The organism is Rhizobium aureum, from assembly GCF_030182495.1.
Classification (GTDB): domain Bacteria; phylum Pseudomonadota; class Alphaproteobacteria; order Rhizobiales; family Rhizobiaceae; genus Rhizobium; species Rhizobium tropici_C.
Map to the genome: position 1 here is coordinate 55,796 of NZ_JAQJCI010000024.1, position 19,466 is coordinate 75,261.

Genomic DNA, 19,466 nt, shown 5'->3' on the forward strand with positions numbered 1-19,466 from the left:
TCACGCGGAAGCCTAAAGGGCGGCCGCGCTCTTCCTTCGGCCCTCCACCGTATCCAGCAACCTGGCATTTCCCTCCAGTTCCAATGGTGCGGGGAGGGGACGACCAAGCAAATCATGATAGATTTTTTCGGTCGCGTCGGCCATGCCGGTCAGCGTATAGCCATCCTTGCGCCGCCGAGCCTCCGCTGTCAGGCTTGCAAGCAGCATCGGATCGGCAAGGCGCGCCATCGCGGCTGCCAATGCTTCCGGGTCATCGCTGTTCGGGACGATATAGCCATTCTTGCCGTGTTCCAGCACCGTGCGCGCGCCACCGACATCGGCGAGCAGCAGCGGCTTGCCGGCGGCTGCAGCCTCCAGCATCACGTAGGACATCGCCTCGTAGCGGCTGGGCATGACCACGGCATCGAAAGCGTCGATGGCGGTCACGCCCGGCACGCTGCCGTCGAGCCGCGCGCGGTCTTCGAGGCCTGCGGCCTTGATCTTCTCCTTGACGCTCTCGGCCAGTTCGCCGATCCCGATCATCAGCAGATAGGCTTGCGGCATGTCCGCGGCTATTCGCGCAAAGGCATCCACAAGGCGCTCCGGTGCCTTCTGGCGGGTCATCCGGCCGACGAAGCCGAAGAGAAGGGCGCCCTGCGGGATGCCGTACTTCTTGCGGATGGCCGCGCGCTGGCTGAGAGGCGGCGCGTTGACGCCGTTGACGACGACGCTTAGGCGCGCTTCGGGAATGCCGAGCGAGACGGCATGATTATATTCGTCCTGCGAAACGCAGACCAGGCGATCCGTCAGCCAGGTGCCGAGAAAGCGTTCGATGCCGCCATAGATCAACCGTCCCTTGGCGCCGAGCGTCGGGTCCATGGTGCGGAAGGCATGCGGCGTGTAAAGGACCGGCGCATGCCGTCCCGGCAGCCGCAGACGCGTCAGCGCGCCGGCTTTCGAGCTATGGCCGTGGATCAGATCGAAAGGCCCATATGCTGCCGCAATCTTGCGAAGCTGCCACCAGGCCGAGAGATCCCAAGGACCTGGTGCGCGCCGCATGTCGAGCGGAATGACCTGGTCCAGGCCGATGTTCTCCAACTCCGTCACAAAGGCGGTTTCGGCGCGCACCGGCGAATAGATGGCGGTCACCGAATGGCCGCGATGCTGCATCGCCCGGCACAGATCGAGAAAATGCCGCCCCGAGCCGCCGCCGCTTGGTTCGAGAACCTGCAACAGTGACAGACGCTTGACGTTGGTACGGATGTTCAAGGCGCTGCTTCCCTTCTGCCCAAGCCACGCTGATACTTTTGCTCGAGAGCGCCGCAGCCCCAGACGATGCCGATCAACATGTAAAGATGACGCCAATGGTCGGTATCGATGACATTGCCGATGCCGACATGGCCGAGAATGACGACCCAGGCGATCATCACGAAGGGCTGCCAGGGGCGTTCCTTCAGGAGATTGCGGAAGCCGATGTAGATGGTCCAGCAAATCATGCTGACCCAGCAAATAAAGCCGAGCCAGCCGTAGGTGGTCAGTGTCTTGAGCCAGGTATTGTGCTCGTCTTCGCGAAAGATCTGGCCGAAGACCAGTGGCCCTATGCCGAGCGGCCGTTCCATCGACATCATGAAGCCGATGCTGTGGCGTTCGAAGCGGCCGAGATGTCCGCCGTCATAGCTCTGTACGAGCTGCGTGCGCGTGGAAAACAGGTCGCTGACCTGCGGAAACTGCAGCGCGATGACAAGCAGGACGACCATCAGGATGATCGCCGTCAGCGACATGACCAGGATGCGTAAGCGGAACCTATTGCTGCGATGTTTCAGCAGCATGCAGAAGATCAGCATCATCGAGGCGAATGCGAACAGCGCCCAGGCCGCGCGGGAGAAGGAGAGGAAGATGCCGAAGGCCAGGACGAAGAGGCAGACGCCCTTGATCGGAGCCTTCTTCAGGTCGCCGATCAGGAGGCCGTGCATGAGGTAGATGCTCGGTGTCACCAGATAGGGACCGAAGACGTTCGGGTCCTGAAAGGCGCCCATGGCGCGGTCGTAGCGGGTGAAGATGTCGAAACCCGGCACGGCATGGAAATAGCCGAGAATGCCGAGGCTCGCGGTGATCAGCGCCGCCACCACCCAGGTATTGAAGATCAGCTTCAGCCGTCTTTCGCTGTCTTCGGTAATGGCCGCATAGAAGACGGAGCTCAGCGCCAGAAAGGCGGATACGGCGATATAGATCGGACCGTCCAGATGGTTGCCGGCGGTAAGATCATGCATCTGCGTGATCGAGAGCATGCCGCCGACATTGAATGCCAGGAACAGGGCCAGAAGCGGCGCGATGCTCCGCGATATCTTCAGCCCGAGGATGAACCATATGCCGATGAGAAAGGCGAGCCACAGCTCATAGGGCGCCGGCTCCGCGATCACGAAGCCGGAAAGAAACACGCCGACGGCGACGCTCGCAGTGCCGACCAGCCGCATTGCGGCAAGCTGCGGCTGGGCGACGCCGGACGATGGGAGGTCGATCGCGCTCAATAGGCGTTTTCCGTATTGAGCAGACGGAACGGCGTCAGGAACAGGATCTTCAGGTCGAACAGCAGCGACCAGTTCTCGATATAGTAGAGATCGTAGGCCGTGCGGAACTTGATCTTGTCGTCGCTGTCGATCTCGCCGCGCCAGCCGTTGATCTGCGCCCAGCCGGTCACGCCGGGCTTGACGCGATGGCGTGCAAAATAGCCTTCGACGACATCCGCGTAGGTGCGGTTATGGCTGGCGGCAAGCACGGCATGCGGCCGTGGACCGACCAGAGAGAGATTGCCGAGCAGCACGTTGAAAAGCTGCGGCAGTTCGTCGATCGATGTCTTGCGGATGAAGCGTCCGACGGGAGTGACGCGTGGATCGTTCTTAGTCACGGCGTTGCGCGCCGTAGGATCGCTCATATGCGTATACATGGAGCGGAACTTGAAGACCTTGATGATCTCGTTGTTGAAGCCATGGCGCTTCTGCATGAAGAAGACCGGCCCTTTCGAGGTCACTTTCACGGCGATCGCTGCCCCCAGCATCACTGGCCAGAGTAGGGCGAGTGCCACGAGGCTGAAGAAAATGTCGAAGATGCGTTTGGCAACGCCATCCCAATCCCGGATCGGCTTGTTGAAGATATCGAGCATCGGCACGGCGCCGACATGCGAATAGGCGCGTGGACGGAACCGCAGCTTGTTGGCATGTGCCGCCAGGCGAATGTCGACGGGAAGCACCCACAGCATCTTGAGCAGCTGCAGGATGCGCTCTTCGGCGCTGATCGGAAGCGCGATGATCAGCATGTCGACGCGCACGAGCCGGGCGAATTCGACGAGCTCCATCACCGTCCCCAGCTTGGGATAGCCGGCGACCATGACGGGTGAGCGCTTTTCGCCGCGATCATCGAAGATGCCGCAGATGCGGATGTCGTTGTCGGGTTGGTGTTCCAGGGCGCGGATGAGTTCCTTGGCCGGTTCGCCGCCGCCGATGATCACGGCGCGCCTTTCCATGATGCCGTTGCGGGCCCAATTGCGAATGCCATAGGCGAAAAGCAGCCGGGCGACGAGCAGGAACCCAGCACCCACCGCGAGCCACACGCCGAGAAGATGGAGCGAATAGATATTGTTGATGTCGAACGGAATAAGCGCGATGGCCATGACCGCAAATGCGGCAGCCCACGCTCCGAGAATCCGGTGCAGGAAGTGATGCGGCGCGCGCAATATCGGTATCTGATAGGCATCGGCGATCTGCAGAAACACGATGGCAAGACCACTGAGCGCGATGGTTACCGCAGCCTTCGACACGAACGGATGATCGTCCGGCGCCGTTCCGAAAAATAGGGTTGCAAGCCCGAGCGCAAGCAATGACAGGAACTCGAACAGCCGGTACTGCCCCACGACGATCGCCGGAGACTGATTGGTTTCGCGAAACTGTTCGGCGATTTGCCGGGCATAGGCATTCAAGCTGCCCGGTTGGTCGCTGCGCGGCTCTTCGGCATCGCGGGTGCGGATTTCCGAAACCTGCTTGCGAATATTGTCCAAGTTAAATTGCTCGGACTTCTCACTGGTGTTCATGGCAATTTATCCGGTCGTTACCGGAAAATGGCTATCAGATATCAGCTAAGAAACACTTACAACACTTGCTTGTATTCTAAACGTCGGCGTCCATGCCAAGTATATTTTGATACAGACGCAGAGTATCTCGAGCCATGGCCGAGGCAGAAAAGTTTAAGCGGATTGTTTCGATATGAGGCATGTTGCGGTGGCCGAACTCCGGCTCGCTTATCGCCTCAGCCATCACGCGCGACAAGTCGTCTGCGTCCTCCGGCTTGGCGAGCGCCGGGCTGTTTTCGCCGAGCGCTTCCGGAATGCCGCCGACGCGCGAGGCAATGACGGTCTTTCCGGCGGCAAGCGCTTCCAGGACGATATAGGGCATGGCTTCGGCGCGGGAGGGAACGATGACGTTCTGCGACACCGTAAAGGCCTCCTGGACACGCATGGCCGGAAGCATGCCTATGCGGTGGCCGAGGCCGCGCTCGGTCATCATCTTCTGGTACTTGTCCCTGTCCGGCCCGTCGCCGATCATCAATGCCGAAAGCGGCCTGCCGATCCGCCGCTCGGTCCTCGCAAAGGCGTCCACGAACAGATCAGGACCTTTGAGGTCCCGCAGCATGCCGATGTAGACGAAATGCACCGAGTCCGATCGTGTCGGCACAACGCGGAAATCCCGGTCACTGATGCCGTTGTAGATCATGACGGAGCGGGTCCGTGGTTTGCCGATCTTCCTCTCGTAAGTGCGCCGTTCGAAATCGCAGATGAAGATCAGCCCGTCGGTCAGGAACTCCAGCATGCGCTCCATGCTGTGCACCAGCATGCCCTGCAGCGAGGCGCGGGAAAAGTGGAGGCTGCCGCCATGCGCGGTATAGAGGCGGGCTACGCGATACCTGTTGACCCGCAGGATCGAGCCGAGAACGCGCGCAAGCAGGCCGCCCTTGGCGCCGTGCCCATGCAGCACGTCCGGCCGCAAACTTCTGATTTCCTTGTAACTGCTCCAAAGCGTCGCTGTATCCGACAGGCTGATCTGCCGTCGGATCGGCAGCCGGATCACGCCAAGCGCCAGAAAGGGCGCGATATCGCTGAATAGGCGATCCTCATGCTCTCCCCCCGTGAGGCTGTCGCAAAGGATGCCGACCTGATGTCCCGCCTTGCTCTGCTCTTCCACTAAGTCGCGGACATGGCGGAAAATCCCGCCGACCGGCGATCTGAAGCAATGGAGTATTCGAAGTGGTCTGGCCATGAGCGGTGCGGTTAGAACAACCGCTCTCTGACATAGATCGTGTCGCCTGCCAGCACCGGATCCGAAATGCCGACCCGTCCCGTCATGACATGACCGTTGATCTTGCGGGTGACATCGGCATTGGATTGGTTGGCCCTGCTCGTGAAGCCGCCGGCAACCGCAATGGCGTTTTGGATCGTCATGCCGGGCACGTAGGAATATTGGCCGGGCTGACCGACCTCACCCATAATATAGACTGAGCGATAGCGGTCGATATCGATGGTCACGTCGGGGTCGCGTATATAGCCCTGGCGGAGCTTCTGCGCGATCTGGCCGGAAAGTTGCTGCAATGTCCTGCCGCGGGCAGGCACCTGGCCGATCAGCGGGAAGGCGATGTAGCCGGCCTGGTCGATCGTATAGGTATTGGTCAATCCCGGCTGGTCGAACACCGTCACGCGCAGCCGGTCGCCGCTGTCGAGCGCATAGGGCTGGATAGTAGCCTCATTGAAGGCTTTCGGCGCAGGCTGATAGGTATTGCAGCCGGTAAGCGCGGCGCTCACGGCTGCCACGCCAAGTGCCAGGAATATCTTTGGCTTTGCGAAGGGCATTTCGCGCTCATAGGAAAGGGAAAACACTGTCGTCGTTATCAATCCGTTAGGGTTAACGGTCGGTAAAGAGCGAAGGAAATTCCGGCAGAAATTAGTGAATCTCAAAATAACGCTCGAGAAATACTATTAACCCTTGGGTTACCATAGTCGTTTACGATTAATTCCGGCTTTCTATTACGGAGTTCTTGTATATGTCCGGTGTCAACAACACCCAGCAGGATGTGGACATCGATCTCGCGCAGCTCTTCCGCGCCGTATGGCAGCGGCGGTTGCGCGTCATTGCCATCACGCTGGCAGGGGCCTGTCTGGCCTTTGTCTTCGCGAAGTTCGTGTCACCGGAATATCGCAGCGAGGCGCGTATTCTGATAGAGCAGCGCGCGCCGGCATTTGCGACGACGACGGCCAACAACGACTCCAGTTCGGCGCCCTTGCTGGACGAGCTCAACATTGCCAGCCAGGTGCAGATCCTGCAGTCGGCGGATCTGGTCAAGCAGGTCATTACCAATCTCAAGCTCTACGATCGCACCGAATTCGCCGCCGGCAACAATGGCTCCGCGCTCTCCGATATCCTGGTTAAATTGCACCTGAAGCGCGCTGCTGCCGACAAGGCACCGGAAGAGCGGATGCTGGATGCCTTCAACAGCCGCCTGCAGGTTTACCAGATCAACAGTTCGCGCGTCATCGGCATAAGCTTCACCTCCCGCGATCCGGATCTTGCGGCCAGCGTTCCCAATGCGATGGCGCAGGTCTATCTGTCGATGCAGAGCGGTGCCAAACTCGATTCCAACAGCGAGGCGACACGCTGGTTGGAGCCTGAGATCGCCAAGCTGCGCGAGAAGGTTAGCGAGGCCGAAAAGAAGGTCGCGGATTATCGCTCCGCCAATGGCCTTCTTCAGACCAGCCAGAACAGCAATTTCGCCACGCAGCAGCTTGCGGATATTTCCACTCAGCTCGCTCAGGTGCGCGGCGACCGCGCCAATGCCGAGGCGCGGGCGCAAGCCGTGCGCAGTGCATTGTCCAGCGGCCGTTCCACCGACACGCTCGCCGATGTCTCCGGGTCGCTGAGCATCCAGCGGCTGAAGGCGACGGAATCCGGCCTGGAATCGCAAATCTCGGATTTGTCCACGACACTGATGGATGGTCATCCTCGTCTGAAGAGCCTGCGCGCGCAGCTTGCCGATATCCGGCAGCAGATCAATCGCGAGACCCAGAAAATTCTGGCCAGCATTGAGAACGAGGCAAAGGTGGCGCAGCTGCGCGAACAGCAGCTATTGGCGCAATCGAACACGCTGAAGGCCGCCAGCGCACGGGCAGGGGAGGACGAGGTCGGCCTCAATGCGCTGGAACGCGAGGCGACGGCCGAGCGGCAATTGCTCGAAACCTATCTCGCACGCTATCGCGAGGCCACCTCGCGCGCCGACAAGAATTCGAGCCCTGCCGATGCCCGCGTAGTCTCCACCGCTGTCGAGCCGGCCGATCCGTCTTTTCCGAAGGTCGGTCCCATCGTCATCGTCGCGACCTTGGCGACTTTTATCCTGACTGCCATCGTCATCATGCTCGCTGAGTTGTTCAGCGGCCGGGCATTGCGGCCCATCGGTCCTGCGCGCAGGGAAGCGGCCGCCTCGGCCGAAGCGCCTGGGCAGACCCAGGCCGGCAACCCAGCCGATGCCACAATCAATACCGACATGATGCCGGCTCTCGCCGCTGTCAGGGCAAGCCGCGGCGCGATGCACGCGAGCCTGCTTTCGGTTCCGATGGAGGAAACACCTATCCAGGCCGCGGATCCCGCCATCGGTGGGACAGATGAACCGCAGAACGAAGGTCATGCGGTGGAGGAGGAAGAGGATTTCTCCATCCAATCCGTCGCCGATTATTTGATCGACAACGGATCGCGATTGGCAATCGCGATATCACCGACCGGTGACGACGGATCCACCGCGACGGTGATGCTGGCGCGGACCATCGCCGATGCGGGAAGCCGCGTCGTGCTGGTCGACATGACCGGTTCGGGATGCCCCTCCAGGCTGATGGCCGAACATGGAGAGCTTGCCGGCGTGACGGATCTGCTTTGTGGCGAAGCCGCCTTTGGCGACACGATCCACCCGGATCGGCTGTCGGACGCCCATCTCGTCCCGCAAGGCATGAGTGATCTCGCCCGCGCCATGCGCGGCGCCGACCGCCTTTCGCTGATCTTGGATGCGCTCGGTTCGGCCTATGATATCGTTCTGGTGGAATGCGGCGCGGCCGAAGTTTCCGGCGTCGCGCGGCTGACGCGCAGCAAGGACACGGAAATCATACTTTCCATGCCGGAGCCCGAAGAGGGCCAGTTCATTGCCGCGATGGCGGAGTTCCAGAAAGCGGGCTACGAACACATCATCCTGATGTCCGGATGGCGCGAGGAACATGATCCCGATACGCGCCGCGACGCCGCCTGATCAGTCCCCGTCGGCATCGCCCGCCGGCGGCGCGTCGGCACTGCGGCGTGCCCGTATTCGCTGGATGGAGGCATAGAGCTTTCGATTGGATTTGATCGCCGCTTTCGTGCGCGTCATGCTCCGGTGTGCCGCCGCGGCGAGATGGCCGATGGCCGAGATCGGCAGGAACAGATCATGCTGCACTGTTTCCATCGGGCACCAGGAGCGCTTGTAGATCTGGTCGCCGATGCCGAAATCGAAGAGGGCGGCGCCTTCGCGATGCAGCCGCTCGATCATCAGCCAGAACAGCAATTCGCCGGGGCTCGCCTCGGCAACCAGCGTCTCGTCGATGGAGGCGAACTGGCAGATGACGTGATCTCCCTTTCGGGAAAGGGCTGCGACCGCCGGGATGTGCCCGTCATGCTCGCCCTTCAGGCGTAGCGCGTGCATCTGCAACGTCGCGTCGGACGTGTTGTTTCCGCGCCGGTGCAGCAGCGCGTGCAGCGCGTTTTTGGTCGGAGCATCGTCGAAGACGTCGGGCAGACCGGCATCACGGAAACGGATCGCCTTCTGGCGGAAGAACAGGCCCAGGAGAGCATCCTGCTCATCGGGGCCGCCAATCACATATTCGTAGCCGCCCTTGGCGTCGAGAATTCTGCTTTGATGCTTGAACTTCTTGCGCCGCCGCTTGGCGTTCACCTGCTTCAGGCTTGCTTCGAAACTGCCAAGAAAAGGCATCTGGAAGGCATGGTTCTGGTTTTCGACGGCGGGGAGGGAGGCCAGCGGGCTGGCGCGGCCACGCCATTCGAAAGGTACGTTGCGTAGGATGGCAAGATCCGCCCTGCCGTGCAAAGCGGCCACGATGGCTGCCGCTTGGGCCGAGGTCAATTTGCCATCCGCGAGAAACTCGGCCGAAAACAGGCCGGTGTTGATGTTGCTGTGTCGGCTCCCGATGAATTCTGCGCGCCTTATTCCACGGCTGCGAATGATTTCCAGCGGCAGAATGAAAGCGAGGCGACCTCCGATGGAACCTCGAACGATGGCGAGAGGATGCCGAAAGCTTTCGGCCCAGGCCGCACACCAATCATAGCTCTGGTGCAGCGAGGCGAGATCGTCCTGCTCTAGCATGCGCCATTCCGCTTCCAGCGGTGCCATGCTGTCGACGATGTTGATCCGAAGACGATCAGCTCTGACCGGCTCCATCCGATTGGATGCAGTGCGCCCGTCCGCTGTCTCGGCGGGCGGCGTGCCGGCGATATCTCGCATTTGGGTCTGCATCCGATCTTCTCCGCTCCGGCGGCATTCAAAGGCAGTCTGGCAGGCAACGGCTTATTTTTGGCTTAAGATGAGACAGTCACGCGCTGGAAGGCGCGGATCAGGGTTAGCCTTGTGTAAATCACGGCCAGGCGAGCCTCATTGCGGACGTGGGCCGGCCATCCACTTGATGATGCCCATTGCCGGCAATACCCAGATGATGCCGCTGAAAAAGAAATACAGGAAATGAACCCAGCCGGGTTGATCCGCAAGCGTTCGCACTGCAACGATCATGGCAACGATCGCATAGATTGCAACCAACAGCACGAGCAGGATCATGCCTATGAATTTGCGCAGGCGAAGCGGCACGGGATTTTCTCCTCTTGACGACGACATGCCGCGACGGCATGCCGCAAACTCCCGGGACTTGTTTTGCACGCCCCTATCGGGCAAATCAACAGCCTGATCGAAGGGAGAAGCCATGGCCGCCACTAATTTTACGACCGAACAGGCGATTTTGAAGGAAGTGGCCCGTCAGGACCGCAATCGCCGCGCCATCCGCATCTGGCTTGCCTGCGTGCTTCTGGTTCTGTTCGGCCTCGTGCTGGTGGGTGGGGCGACGCGCCTTACCAATTCAGGCCTGTCGATCACGCAATGGCAGCCGATCCACGGCGTCATCCCGCCGCTGAATGCGCAGGAATGGGAAGAGGAGTTCACCCTCTACAAACGCATCCCGCAATTCCAGATCCTGAACAAGGACATGACGGTCGACGAGTTCAAGACCATTTTCTGGTGGGAGTGGGCGCATCGTCTGCTGGCGCGCACCATCGGCATCATCTTTGGCGTGCCGTTGCTGTTCTTCGTTCTGACCGGCCGTGTCGAACGGAAGCTCTGGCTGCCGCTGGCCGGCATTTTCGTGCTTGGCGGTCTTCAGGGGGCGATCGGCTGGTGGATGGTCTCTTCAGGCCTGGAAGCGCGCACCGATGTCAGCCAATATCGCCTGGCCACCCATCTCGTCACCGCCTGTCTGATCTTCGCCGCCTGCATGTGGTTCATGCGCGCCTTGTCGCCGCATTCGAACGAACCGCCGCCGACGCGTTATTCGGCGATGCTTGCCGGTCTCATCGCCTTCATGGCGCTGTTCCAGATCTATCTCGGCGCACTGGTCGCCGGCCTCGATGCCGGCCTCTCCTATAATACCTGGCCGCTGATGGACGGCGCTATCGTACCTGGAGACCTCTTCATACAGTCGCCGGGCTGGATCAATTTCTTCGAGAACCCGAAGACGGTCCAGTTCGTCCACCGTCTCGGCGCCTATGCGCTGTTCATCGTCGTCGCCTTCAACATGATCATCTCGGTGCGGGCAGCGCCGCAAACCACGCATGCGCGCCGCTCCGTCGTCGTGTTCGTGCTGGTGCTGATCCAGGCGATCCTCGGCATTTCGACCCTGCTGCTGCATGTGCCGCTCGATCTGGCCCTTGCGCATCAGGCAGGCGCCTTGATCGTCTTCGGCTTCGCCATTGCCAACTGGCGTGGTTTCTACGGCGAACTGCCGCATCAGACGTCGATTGTCGTGGGAAATTGAGGCGTGCCGCGCCTCGATCCCTTTAGCGCGCCGAGGCGACGCTTGCAGCCGACGACACGCGCGGGACCACTTTCAGACGCTTGATTTCGCCACGCTTGAAGGCGGCCAGAAAGCGGTTGTAATCCTTGAAGACCACGCAGCCATTCGATTCGGCACGACCTCCTCTGAGCATGTAGGTGTGAGCCAGCAAGCCGTCGCGGCCGTAGATGCGGGCGCCGTTTGCAGGTGTCAGGCGCAGCGCCTGCACACCGTGAAACAGGCTTTCCCTATAGGTCAGATTATAAGTTTCGGGCGGCGTCGGGCCGGTATTCTTGCGGTCGACATAGCGGGGATTGTCACGCATCAGACCGAGGCCGGAATGGGCCTCGAGGCGCTCGCCGCTCGGCAGATAGACGGTCTTCGCCTCGATATCGTAGATCGCAGTGCCTGCGCCGGGGCTGATGGCAGCGAAGGGATTGATGAAGGGCTTCGTCTTGCGCACGGAACTGTCGTCCGGATCCGCATAGGCCATCAAGCGCGATGACGGCTGAGCCGCAGTGTCGTTGCCCGTTGCCTTGGCGATAGCGGCGGTGGCGCCGGCGCGCTCTACCGGTGTTTCGCGGGCAGGGCGGGCCACGGGGATGACGTTGAGCACGGCCTCGGCCACGGCAATGTCGGCATCCTTGGCGGGCAATGGCTTCGCTTCGGCAACGGCAGGCAGGCTCACCGCGGGTGCTGCCGCGGCAATGGCAGCCGGCTGCGCGGTCGTGTTTACGGGGCTTGCAGCCGGTCTCAGGGCCGCGGCATATTTCACCTGGTTCAGCTGCTGCACGGCGATAGCGAAGTTTACGGCGATTACTTTACGCAGACGGTCGATCGTCTCCGGCGGAGCAGCGGCTACTTCGATACGGCCGCTTTTGATGCTTGCCGCCGCGTTTTGTGCCTGCTTGATCTCGGAGGCCTGCTGCGCCAGGGCATTCGCCAGTTGCAAGCGAACCGCGTCCGCGCCGGCGGCTTTCGCTTGAACTTCTGCGTCAGCCATGCCGCCGAAACGGCTCTGTCCATGCAGCGATGTCGTCTGCGCGGCGAGATGGGCGGGACGCATCACATGGTTTTGCGGGACAATGAAGGCCGAGGCGCGCGGCGCAAGGAAATTGTCGGACGAAGCCGCGCCGGGAAGCGACAGCACCATCGATTGCGTTGTCATGAGCGTCGCGGCAATCCAGGCGAAAGCCGCTACGGCAGCGCCGGTTGCCAAGGTACCGGGACGGATTCGGAAGGATTTTTTCGATCGCGGGGCGTAGCCGGAACGCGAATTGAAGTTACCGAAGGTCTCGGTCGCAAACGCCATGATACTCGTTATCCAAACTACACAGACACCACGCCGGCTCAAAAACGCACACGCGCCCTAACGCGAAAGCCGCGTCCGGCCGCCGACTTGCCGACTGTCTGGAAGCATGCCGAATTATGGTAACCAATTCCTTTACGATGGTTCATTCTCGGATATTCATTGAAAAAAGGGATAGCTTTGAACGCCCTGTTCGTTCAGTCAGTGAAGCCGTTAAAGAGCAAATCCGCCCGCCAATTGGTCGCGGAGCCTCATGGCCGATCACATTTCCGTGCAGTGCCAGCTAATTTAGTGAGAAGGCGGAAATAAGGCTGAGCGGATTTGTGCGCTTGAAATCGCGAATGGGCTGCTGCCGATATAAGAAAACCCGGCCTTGTCGATCCTTTGCGGAGGACGGGCCGGGTTGGTGAAGCGTCACCTGTGTCGGGCGATTTAAGCGCCGAGCATCAGATCCATGTTCTGCACGGCTGCACCCGATGCGCCCTTGCCGAGATTATCGAGCAGCGCCACCAGATTGACCTGCGCGCCGCCCGGCGTGCCGAAGACGAAGAGCTTCATCGTGTCTTGGCCGGCAAGTTCGACGGCATTGACGCGGGGAAGGGCGCGGCTCTCATCGAGCGAGACGACCTGGACGATATCCTGGCCGGCATAATGCTCGACGAGCGCAGCATGGATGCTTTCGAGCGTTGCACCCTCCGCCAGATCGCCGAGATGCAGCGGCACCTGCACGATCATACCCTGGGGGAAACGCCCCACGGATGGCGAAAAGATCGGTGCCCGGTCGAGCAGGCCATGCGTCGTCATCTCGGGCACGTGCTTGTGGGTCAGCGGCAGCCCGTAGAGGAAGTGCGGCGCGGCGATCGCATCCGGATGATCCGGATTTTCCATCTGCGCGATCAGCTGCTTGCCGCCGCCGGTGTAGCCGGAAACGGCGTTGACCGTCACGGGATAGTCCGCCGGAATAATGCCGGCGGCGCGCAGCGGCCGGATGAGGCCGATCGCACCCGTCGGATAGCAGCCGGGATTGGCGACGAAACGCGAAGACTTGATCCGATCGCCCTGATCCTTGTCCATTTCCGCGAAGCCATAGGCCCAATCGGGGTGGATACGAAAGGCCGTCGAGGTGTCGATGACGCGAACATTATTGTTGGCAGCCACCATCTTTACCGCTTCCTTCGACGCATCGTCGGGCAGGCAGAGAATGGCGATATCGGCGCTGTTCAGCATGTCCTCGCGCATGGCGGCATTGCGCCGCTCGGCTTCCGGAATGGACAAAAGCTCGACATCGCGGCGGTCGGCCATGCGCGTGCGGATCTGCAAGCCCGTGGTGCCGTGTTCGCCATCGATGAAAATCTTCGGTGCCATCGTATTCCCGCTCTTTCAATAGGTTGAGAGTGTTTCCGGACTCAGTTTGCCATGCAGTTGATTCAATTTCATAACGGCCGCTTCGGAGGCAGCACGACGGTCTTCAAAAACCGCCGCGCTGTTCCGAAATCGTGCGTCAGCGACCGCTCGCACGTCGTTCGGCGTGGAGACCGAGCATATACATCGCCACGGTCGCGCCCGCAATGGCGGTGATGTCGGCGTGATCATAGGCGGGCGAGACCTCGACGACATCGGCACCCCTGATGTCGAGCTGATGCAGTCTCTGCAGCACCGACAGGATCTTGGCGCTGGAGGGACCTCCGGCGACCGGCGTTCCCGTGCCCGGCGCATAGGCGGGGTCGAGGCAGTCGATGTCGAAGGTCAGGTAGGTCGGCGCACCCTTGGTATGGGAGATGATCGTAGAGGCGATATCGGCGGCGCTCATCTCCTCGACCTGGTGGCCGTAAAGAATCTGGATGCCGAAATCGTCAGGCGCATGCGTGCGGATGCCGATCTGGAGGGAGCGGTCCGGATCGATCAGCCCCTCACGCACGGCGCGGGCGACGAAGGATCCGTGATCGATGCGTCCGCCGTCATCGAACCACGTATCCTGATGGGCGTCGAACTGCACCAGCGCCAGCGGCCCGTGCCTGGCGACATGCGCCTTCAACAGCGGCCAGGTGATGAAGTGATCGCCGCCGAGGGTCAGCAAGAAGGCGCCACTGTCGAGGATCGTCCTTGCCTGCCGCTCGATCGCTGCCGGCGTATCCTGATGATTGCCATAGTCGAGCAGGCAGTCGCCATAGTCGATGACGGCCATCTCGGCGAAGAGATCGCGGTTGAAGGGATATTGCGGATCATTGTCGAAGATCGCCGAAGCACGACGGATTGCCTGCGGACCGAAGCGCGTTCCCGGCCGGTTGGAGGTCGCGGCATCGAAGGGAATGCCCCACACCACTGCATCGACGCCATCAAGCAACTTGGAAAAGCGGCGGCGCATGAAGGAGAGCGCGCCTGCGAAGGTCGGGTCGCTGGCCGCAGAGGTCAGGCTGGTCGCCGTGAAGGCATGGTCAATCGACGTGCTCGGCAAGAGTATCTCCTTTGTTCAGCTGGAAATCATAGGCCCGTTCTATTCGTCCTATGCGAACCTTGTATTGTTCGTACCAGCGCTCGCGCCCGAGTTTTTGCGCGGCCAGATGCGACACCACATTCTTCCAGGCAAGAATGCTTTCCTCGTCCCGCCAGAAGGAGTTGGTGATGCCGAAGCCATCGGCGCCTCTCGCGCTTTCGAGCCCGAGACAGCCGTCTTGCGCCAGCGCCAACGTCTCCATGCGCTCGCCCATGGCGCCGTAACCATTGTCTCCTTCCGTTCGGACCGAAGCGAAGGAAACGATGTAGTAGGGCGGCTCGGGGGTCGCCGCAAAACGGGATGTTCTGTGCGTGCTCATGGCGTGCCTCACGGGTTAATCGCAGACGAATATGCGTGACGCTTATTTGCCCGATCTGGCGGTGCATTGATACGCCTTTTTCACGCAGGCGATCTGCGGCGTCGAGCAGTCGGCCCGCCCATCTGTCACGACACAATAGGAGCAGCTGTCGTTGAACTCGCGGCAATCCGGGTTCGCCTGAAGAAAATCCTTCATGCTCTGCATATCCGCGGCGCTTTCGGCAGGCTCGACCGGTTTGGCATCGTCGCATGGGGCGGGCGAGACGCTGACGATCAGGAGCAGCAGCGGAAAGACGAATCTATGCATTGAACTCTCCCTTAGCTTGTGGTCGGACCTTGCCACAAAACCGGTCCCCTTGCCTTGGCGAATCTGCATCATTTTCAATGCCGCAAAGAAAAAGGCCAGGAAACCCCGGCCTTTCCAATGTCTGATCTCGGATAAGCGATTAACGCTTGGAGAACTGGAACGAACGACGTGCCTTTGCACGGCCGTACTTCTTGCGTTCGACGACGCGGCTGTCGCGGGTCAGGAAGCCGCCCTTCTTCAGGACCGAGCGCAGGCCCGGTTCGAAGTAGGTCAGCGCCTTGGACAGGCCGTGGCGAACGGCACCGGCCTGGCCGGAAAGACCGCCGCCGGCAACGGTTGCGATGATGTCGAACTGGCCGTCACGGGCAGCAGCGACGATCGGCTGACGCAGGATCATCTGCAGGACCGGACGGGCGAAATAAGCCGTGTAGTCCTTGCCGTTGACGATGATCTTGCCGGAGCCGGCCTTGACCCATACGCGGGCGACGGCGTCCTTGCGCTTGCCGGTCGCGTAGGAGCGGCCGAACGAGTCGACCTTGCGGACGTGAACCGGAGCAGCAGCTTCCGATGCCGTGCCGAGATCCTTCAGGGAGGAGAGGTCAGCCATTGTCAGGCGCTCCTTACGTTCTTCTTGTTCAGCTTGGCGACGTCGAGAACGACGGGCTGCTGGGCTTCGTGGGGATGGTTCGAGCCGGCGTAGACGCGCAGGTTCTTCATCTGGCGACGGCCGAGCGGACCGCGGGGAACCATGCGCTCGACGGCCTTCTCAACGACGCGCTCCGGGAAGCGGCCTTCGATGATCTGGCGAGCCGTACGCTCCTTGATGCCGCCGGCATAACCGGTGTGCCAGTAGTAAACCTTGTCTTCGTACTTCTTGCCGGTGAAGACGACCTTGTCGGCATTGATGACGATGACGTTGTCGCCGTCGTCGACGTGCGGCGTGAAGGTAGCCTTATGCTTGCCGCGCAGACGCATTGCGATGATAGAAGCGAGACGGCCAACGACAAGCCCTTCGGCGTCGATGAGAACCCACTTCTTCTCCACCTCTGCAGGCTTCTGGGAGAAGGTTGCCATGTTGCATACTCTCTTTTAGGACCCTTGGCCCGGAGGCGTCTGGGCGTTTCTTGTTGCTTGGTTTGACGCGCAAGGATGCGTGCCAAAAAGAAAGCAGCCCGGAAAGGCTGCAATCTGCGGCGGCTTATAGAGCGATTAGGCTCCTGGGTCAATATCGCCAGATCGGATGACTATAAAAAATATGCATAAAAATCAATGGCTTGTATTTGTGGTATAGTAAAACCACACATTTTGCCGTCAGCCAAGCCGTAAAATCAGCACTCCGGCGGCGATAATGGCGCCGGCAATATAGCGCCAGATGCTGGAGCGCTCCTTCAAGACGACGACGGAGATGATCAAAGCAAAAAGGATCGATGACTCGCGCAAGGCGGCAACCATCGCCACCGGCGCCTTCGTCATCGCCCACAATGCCAGTCCGTACGAGGCGATCGAACCGCCGCCGCCGATAAACCCGCGCCACCAGTTATACCGGATGTGGGCGGCGACCGCACCGACACCGCGTTGCGAGATCGCCCAGGCGAAAAGGAGAATGGGAGGCAGTAGCGCCATCCATAGGGTATAGGAAACCGAATTGCCCGATATCCGGGCGCCGACGCCGTCGACATAGGTATAAGTCGCGATGACGACGGCATTGGCAAGCGCAAGCATGATGGCCCGGCGTCCACCCTTCCGTGCCTCGAAGGCCAGCGTCAATATGCCGGCGCAGATCGTCATCGTGCCGATCAGCGCGCCGCCCGAGAGCGTCTCCTTGAGGATGAAGCTGCTGGTCGAGACAATGATAAGCGGCGCCACGCCGCGCATCAGCGGATAGACGAGCCCGATGTCTCCGGCGCGATAGGCGGCGGCGACAAGCTGGAAATAGGCAAATTGCAGGATGGCCGAAGCGCCGATGAACGGCCAGGCGGGAGCGGCCGGCAAGGGGAGGAACGGCACCAAGGGGAGCGCTGCAACCGCGCCACCGGCCGACACAAGTGCCGCATCGAGCGATTTATCGGTTCCGGCCTTGATGATCGCATTCCACGTCGCATGCAGCAGGGCGCCGAAAAGAACGAGCGCGATAACGTCGAAAGACACGAAAAACCTCGGAGATTAACGGATCAGGCGCAGATGCTTGGCATTTTGTGGGAGTCAGGCTTTCATATGATCCGCAATACATCAAAAAGCAACGAAATATACTCTGATATAAAGACTTGCCTCATCTCGGCCAAATTCGAGCGGCCGGCATTTGAAGGGGGTTCCTTCTATGTTCCAAATCCCTCTTCCGCACATTATAAGTGGCTAATTTATTGGGGTATGAAGCGCGAACAAATATCGCATGTCCTGTGAACGCGTGAGTAGCATTAGACACCACTTACTTAAAAACGACAGTGCGCTCCGTCGGCGAAAGGCCTGGAGTGGGTCATGGCAAAGCCGCGTGGGTGAAAATCGTGGGCAAAAGGCGACATAACGTCAGCTGAGCTATCGAACTTAGCGGCTAATTCTGCAAATAATGAAAAATATTTCCATTTGATATCACTATGGCTGGCGGACGCCACGTTGAAAAACAAACCTTGTCTCAAGTATAGAAACTGCAAAGTCGCCGAGATTCAGGGTATATCTCCGCACGATCACGAAAATTATTCTGTGGATAATTTATGGGACATCATGTTTTCCATGTTCGCAATCGGTTCTCATTTCAAACGCGACTACATGAGTTATTTCTAATTTATATGCGAATGAATAGAGAACAAAGATTGCATTTCCTGCGAACGTAACTTCGCGGCCTGCGGGAATCTATGCAAACGCTTCAAAAACTGCTTTGAATGCAAGCGTGGGACATGATGCGCAAGGCCTCTATGTCGATAGCATGCCACCTCAATGACAATCATTGGTTGTGTCTAGGGGCTGGAGCATCTTCGATGGCCAGCCTTGGCGCATGGCAATCAGCGTCGGAAAATCAATTCGTCGTCGTCGAAATCGGTGGCCGGCCGGCACGTATAGACGGGGCAGGAGGCTCGGTCCTTGGTGGGAAGGTAATCCTGATAGGCATAGTAACCGACATCGCATGAGTCGGCGTTTGCGACATACCGGTCGTAAAGCGTCATGTTGGGTGTCCTTCTGGCCGGATAGCGCATGATGACCGCGCGCTCGCGGTTGATCACGGCCCTCGCTTCGGCGCAGGTCATGGACATTGAATTATACCGAGATATGGCGAGAGCCGGGGTGGCGGCGGAAGCAATTGCCAGGCCCAACAGCACGATTTTTTTCATCGGAGCAATCCTCCCTGAAGTTGTTATAATACAGTATATACGTGGATGCGGTCGCTGCGGTTTCCATATTTGCGAGAAAACGCAAGTGTGATCGAAGTGGGAGGCTTCGTGATGAACCACGACAATTATGACGATTCCTATATTGCCGATATCCTTCTATCGGTAAGGACCATTGCACTTGTGGGCGCTTCGCCCAATCCTGCTCGCCCAAGTAACGGAGTGATGGCCTATCTTTTGAACAGAGGCTATCGCGTCATCCCCGTCAATCCCGGGCAGGCCGGCAAGGAAATCCTCGGACAATGGGTCTATGCGCATCTGGCCGACATTCCCGAGCCTGTCGATATGGTCGACGTGTTCCGGGCGCCCGAATATCTTCGGTCCGTCGTCGAGGAAGCCATCATGATCGACCCGCGGCCACCGGTCATCTGGGGACAGCTCGGCGTGCGTGATGATGCGGCGGCGGCAAGAGCCGAGGCGGCGGGTCTCAGGGTCGTAATGGACCGTTGCCCGGCCATCGAATATCCGCGTCTGGTCGCCTGATCGGGACGAAGCGTGGCAGACCCCGGCCGATT

Annotated in this window: 19 protein-coding genes; 3 read left to right on the plus strand and 16 right to left on the minus strand. The window is 60.0% G+C overall.

Going from position 1 to position 19,466, the window contains the following annotated elements; genetic code table 11:
* Positions 1-12 precede the first annotated feature (12 nt).
* The 5 genes from PH552_RS30880 to PH552_RS30900 form a co-directional block, all read right to left on the minus strand.
* Positions 13-1,248: a glycosyltransferase family 4 protein gene (locus PH552_RS30880; RefSeq protein WP_113250639.1), complete on the minus strand. Its 1,236-nt coding sequence runs from the start codon at positions 1,246-1,248 to the stop codon at positions 13-15.
* Positions 1,245-2,507: an O-antigen ligase family protein gene (locus tag PH552_RS30885; protein ID WP_113250638.1), complete on the minus strand. Its 1,263-nt coding sequence runs from the start codon at positions 2,505-2,507 to the stop codon at positions 1,245-1,247. The genes PH552_RS30880 and PH552_RS30885 overlap by 4 nt, the downstream gene beginning before the upstream one ends.
* Complete coding sequence (locus PH552_RS30890; RefSeq protein WP_183763187.1) at positions 2,504-4,063, minus strand: undecaprenyl-phosphate glucose phosphotransferase; 1,560 nt, start codon at positions 4,061-4,063, stop codon at positions 2,504-2,506. Before PH552_RS30890 ends, PH552_RS30885 begins: the two co-directional genes overlap by 4 nt.
* A gap of 76 nt (positions 4,064-4,139) precedes the next feature.
* Positions 4,140-5,285, minus strand: coding sequence for a glycosyltransferase family 4 protein (locus PH552_RS30895; protein WP_113250636.1), 1,146 nt, complete (start codon positions 5,283-5,285; stop codon positions 4,140-4,142).
* 11 nt (positions 5,286-5,296) lie between these two features.
* Positions 5,297-5,872 carry a polysaccharide biosynthesis/export family protein gene (locus tag PH552_RS30900; RefSeq protein WP_112344270.1) on the minus strand — a complete coding sequence of 192 codons (576 nt, stop codon included), beginning with the start codon at positions 5,870-5,872 and terminating at the stop codon, positions 5,297-5,299.
* Between the two features lie 191 nt (positions 5,873-6,063).
* Here PH552_RS30900 and PH552_RS30905 point away from each other — a divergent pair, with 191 nt between their 5' ends.
* Complete coding sequence (locus tag PH552_RS30905) at positions 6,064-8,307, plus strand: exopolysaccharide transport family protein (protein ID WP_113250635.1); 2,244 nt, start codon at positions 6,064-6,066, stop codon at positions 8,305-8,307.
* Here PH552_RS30905 and PH552_RS30910 read toward each other — a convergent pair whose 3' ends face one another.
* Together PH552_RS30910 and PH552_RS30915 are read right to left on the minus strand one after the other, a co-directional pair.
* Complete coding sequence (locus tag PH552_RS30910) at positions 8,308-9,564, minus strand: GNAT family N-acetyltransferase (RefSeq protein WP_183763190.1); 1,257 nt, start codon at positions 9,562-9,564, stop codon at positions 8,308-8,310.
* Between the two features lie 135 nt (positions 9,565-9,699).
* Entirely contained in the window at positions 9,700-9,909 is a 210-nt protein-coding gene (locus tag PH552_RS30915) for a DUF2842 domain-containing protein (protein ID WP_047627098.1), read from the minus strand.
* Positions 9,910-10,021: 112 nt separating this feature from the next.
* On the opposite strand from PH552_RS30915, the gene PH552_RS30920 reads away from it, so the two are divergent.
* Positions 10,022-11,125: a COX15/CtaA family protein gene (locus PH552_RS30920; protein WP_183763193.1), complete on the plus strand. Its 1,104-nt coding sequence runs from the start codon at positions 10,022-10,024 to the stop codon at positions 11,123-11,125.
* A 22-nt stretch (positions 11,126-11,147) separates the two neighbouring features.
* On the opposite strand, the gene PH552_RS30925 is transcribed toward PH552_RS30920, so the two are convergent.
* From PH552_RS30925 to PH552_RS30965, 9 genes are all read right to left on the minus strand, one after another.
* Positions 11,148-12,455 carry a DUF2778 domain-containing protein gene (locus PH552_RS30925; RefSeq protein WP_183763196.1) on the minus strand — a complete coding sequence of 436 codons (1,308 nt, stop codon included), beginning with the start codon at positions 12,453-12,455 and terminating at the stop codon, positions 11,148-11,150.
* A gap of 429 nt (positions 12,456-12,884) precedes the next feature.
* A complete protein-coding gene (gene argC / locus PH552_RS30930; RefSeq protein WP_183763200.1) occupies positions 12,885-13,817 on the minus strand; it encodes an N-acetyl-gamma-glutamyl-phosphate reductase in 933 nt (310 codons plus the stop codon).
* A gap of 136 nt (positions 13,818-13,953) precedes the next feature.
* On the minus strand, positions 13,954-14,907 hold the full coding sequence (gene speB, locus PH552_RS30935; protein WP_113250631.1) for an agmatinase: 954 nt from the start codon (positions 14,905-14,907) through the stop codon (positions 13,954-13,956).
* Positions 14,888-15,265, minus strand: a complete 378-nt coding sequence (locus tag PH552_RS30940; protein WP_113250630.1) for an antibiotic biosynthesis monooxygenase family protein — start codon at positions 15,263-15,265, stop codon at positions 14,888-14,890. The genes speB and PH552_RS30940 overlap by 20 nt, the downstream gene beginning before the upstream one ends.
* Positions 15,266-15,307: 42 nt before the next feature.
* Positions 15,308-15,643, minus strand: a complete 336-nt coding sequence (locus PH552_RS30945; RefSeq protein ID WP_162737024.1) for a hypothetical protein — start codon at positions 15,641-15,643, stop codon at positions 15,308-15,310.
* Positions 15,644-15,710: 67 nt separating this feature from the next.
* On the minus strand, positions 15,711-16,178 hold the full coding sequence (gene rpsI, locus PH552_RS30950) for a 30S ribosomal protein S9 (protein WP_112344181.1): 468 nt from the start codon (positions 16,176-16,178) through the stop codon (positions 15,711-15,713).
* Between the two features lie 2 nt (positions 16,179-16,180).
* Entirely contained in the window at positions 16,181-16,645 is a 465-nt protein-coding gene (rplM, locus tag PH552_RS30955) for a 50S ribosomal protein L13 (RefSeq protein WP_004122374.1), read from the minus strand.
* Between the two features lie 237 nt (positions 16,646-16,882).
* Positions 16,883-17,719, minus strand: a complete 837-nt coding sequence (locus PH552_RS30960; protein WP_113250628.1) for an EamA family transporter — start codon at positions 17,717-17,719, stop codon at positions 16,883-16,885.
* A gap of 848 nt (positions 17,720-18,567) precedes the next feature.
* The gene (locus PH552_RS30965) at positions 18,568-18,894 is read right to left on the minus strand and encodes a hypothetical protein (RefSeq protein WP_113250627.1); all 327 of its coding nucleotides are present in this window, start codon (positions 18,892-18,894) and stop codon (positions 18,568-18,570) included.
* Between the two features lie 111 nt (positions 18,895-19,005).
* On the opposite strand from PH552_RS30965, the gene PH552_RS30970 reads away from it, so the two are divergent.
* On the plus strand, positions 19,006-19,434 hold the full coding sequence (locus PH552_RS30970; RefSeq protein WP_112344184.1) for a CoA-binding protein: 429 nt from the start codon (positions 19,006-19,008) through the stop codon (positions 19,432-19,434).
* Positions 19,435-19,466: the final 32 nt, after the last annotated feature.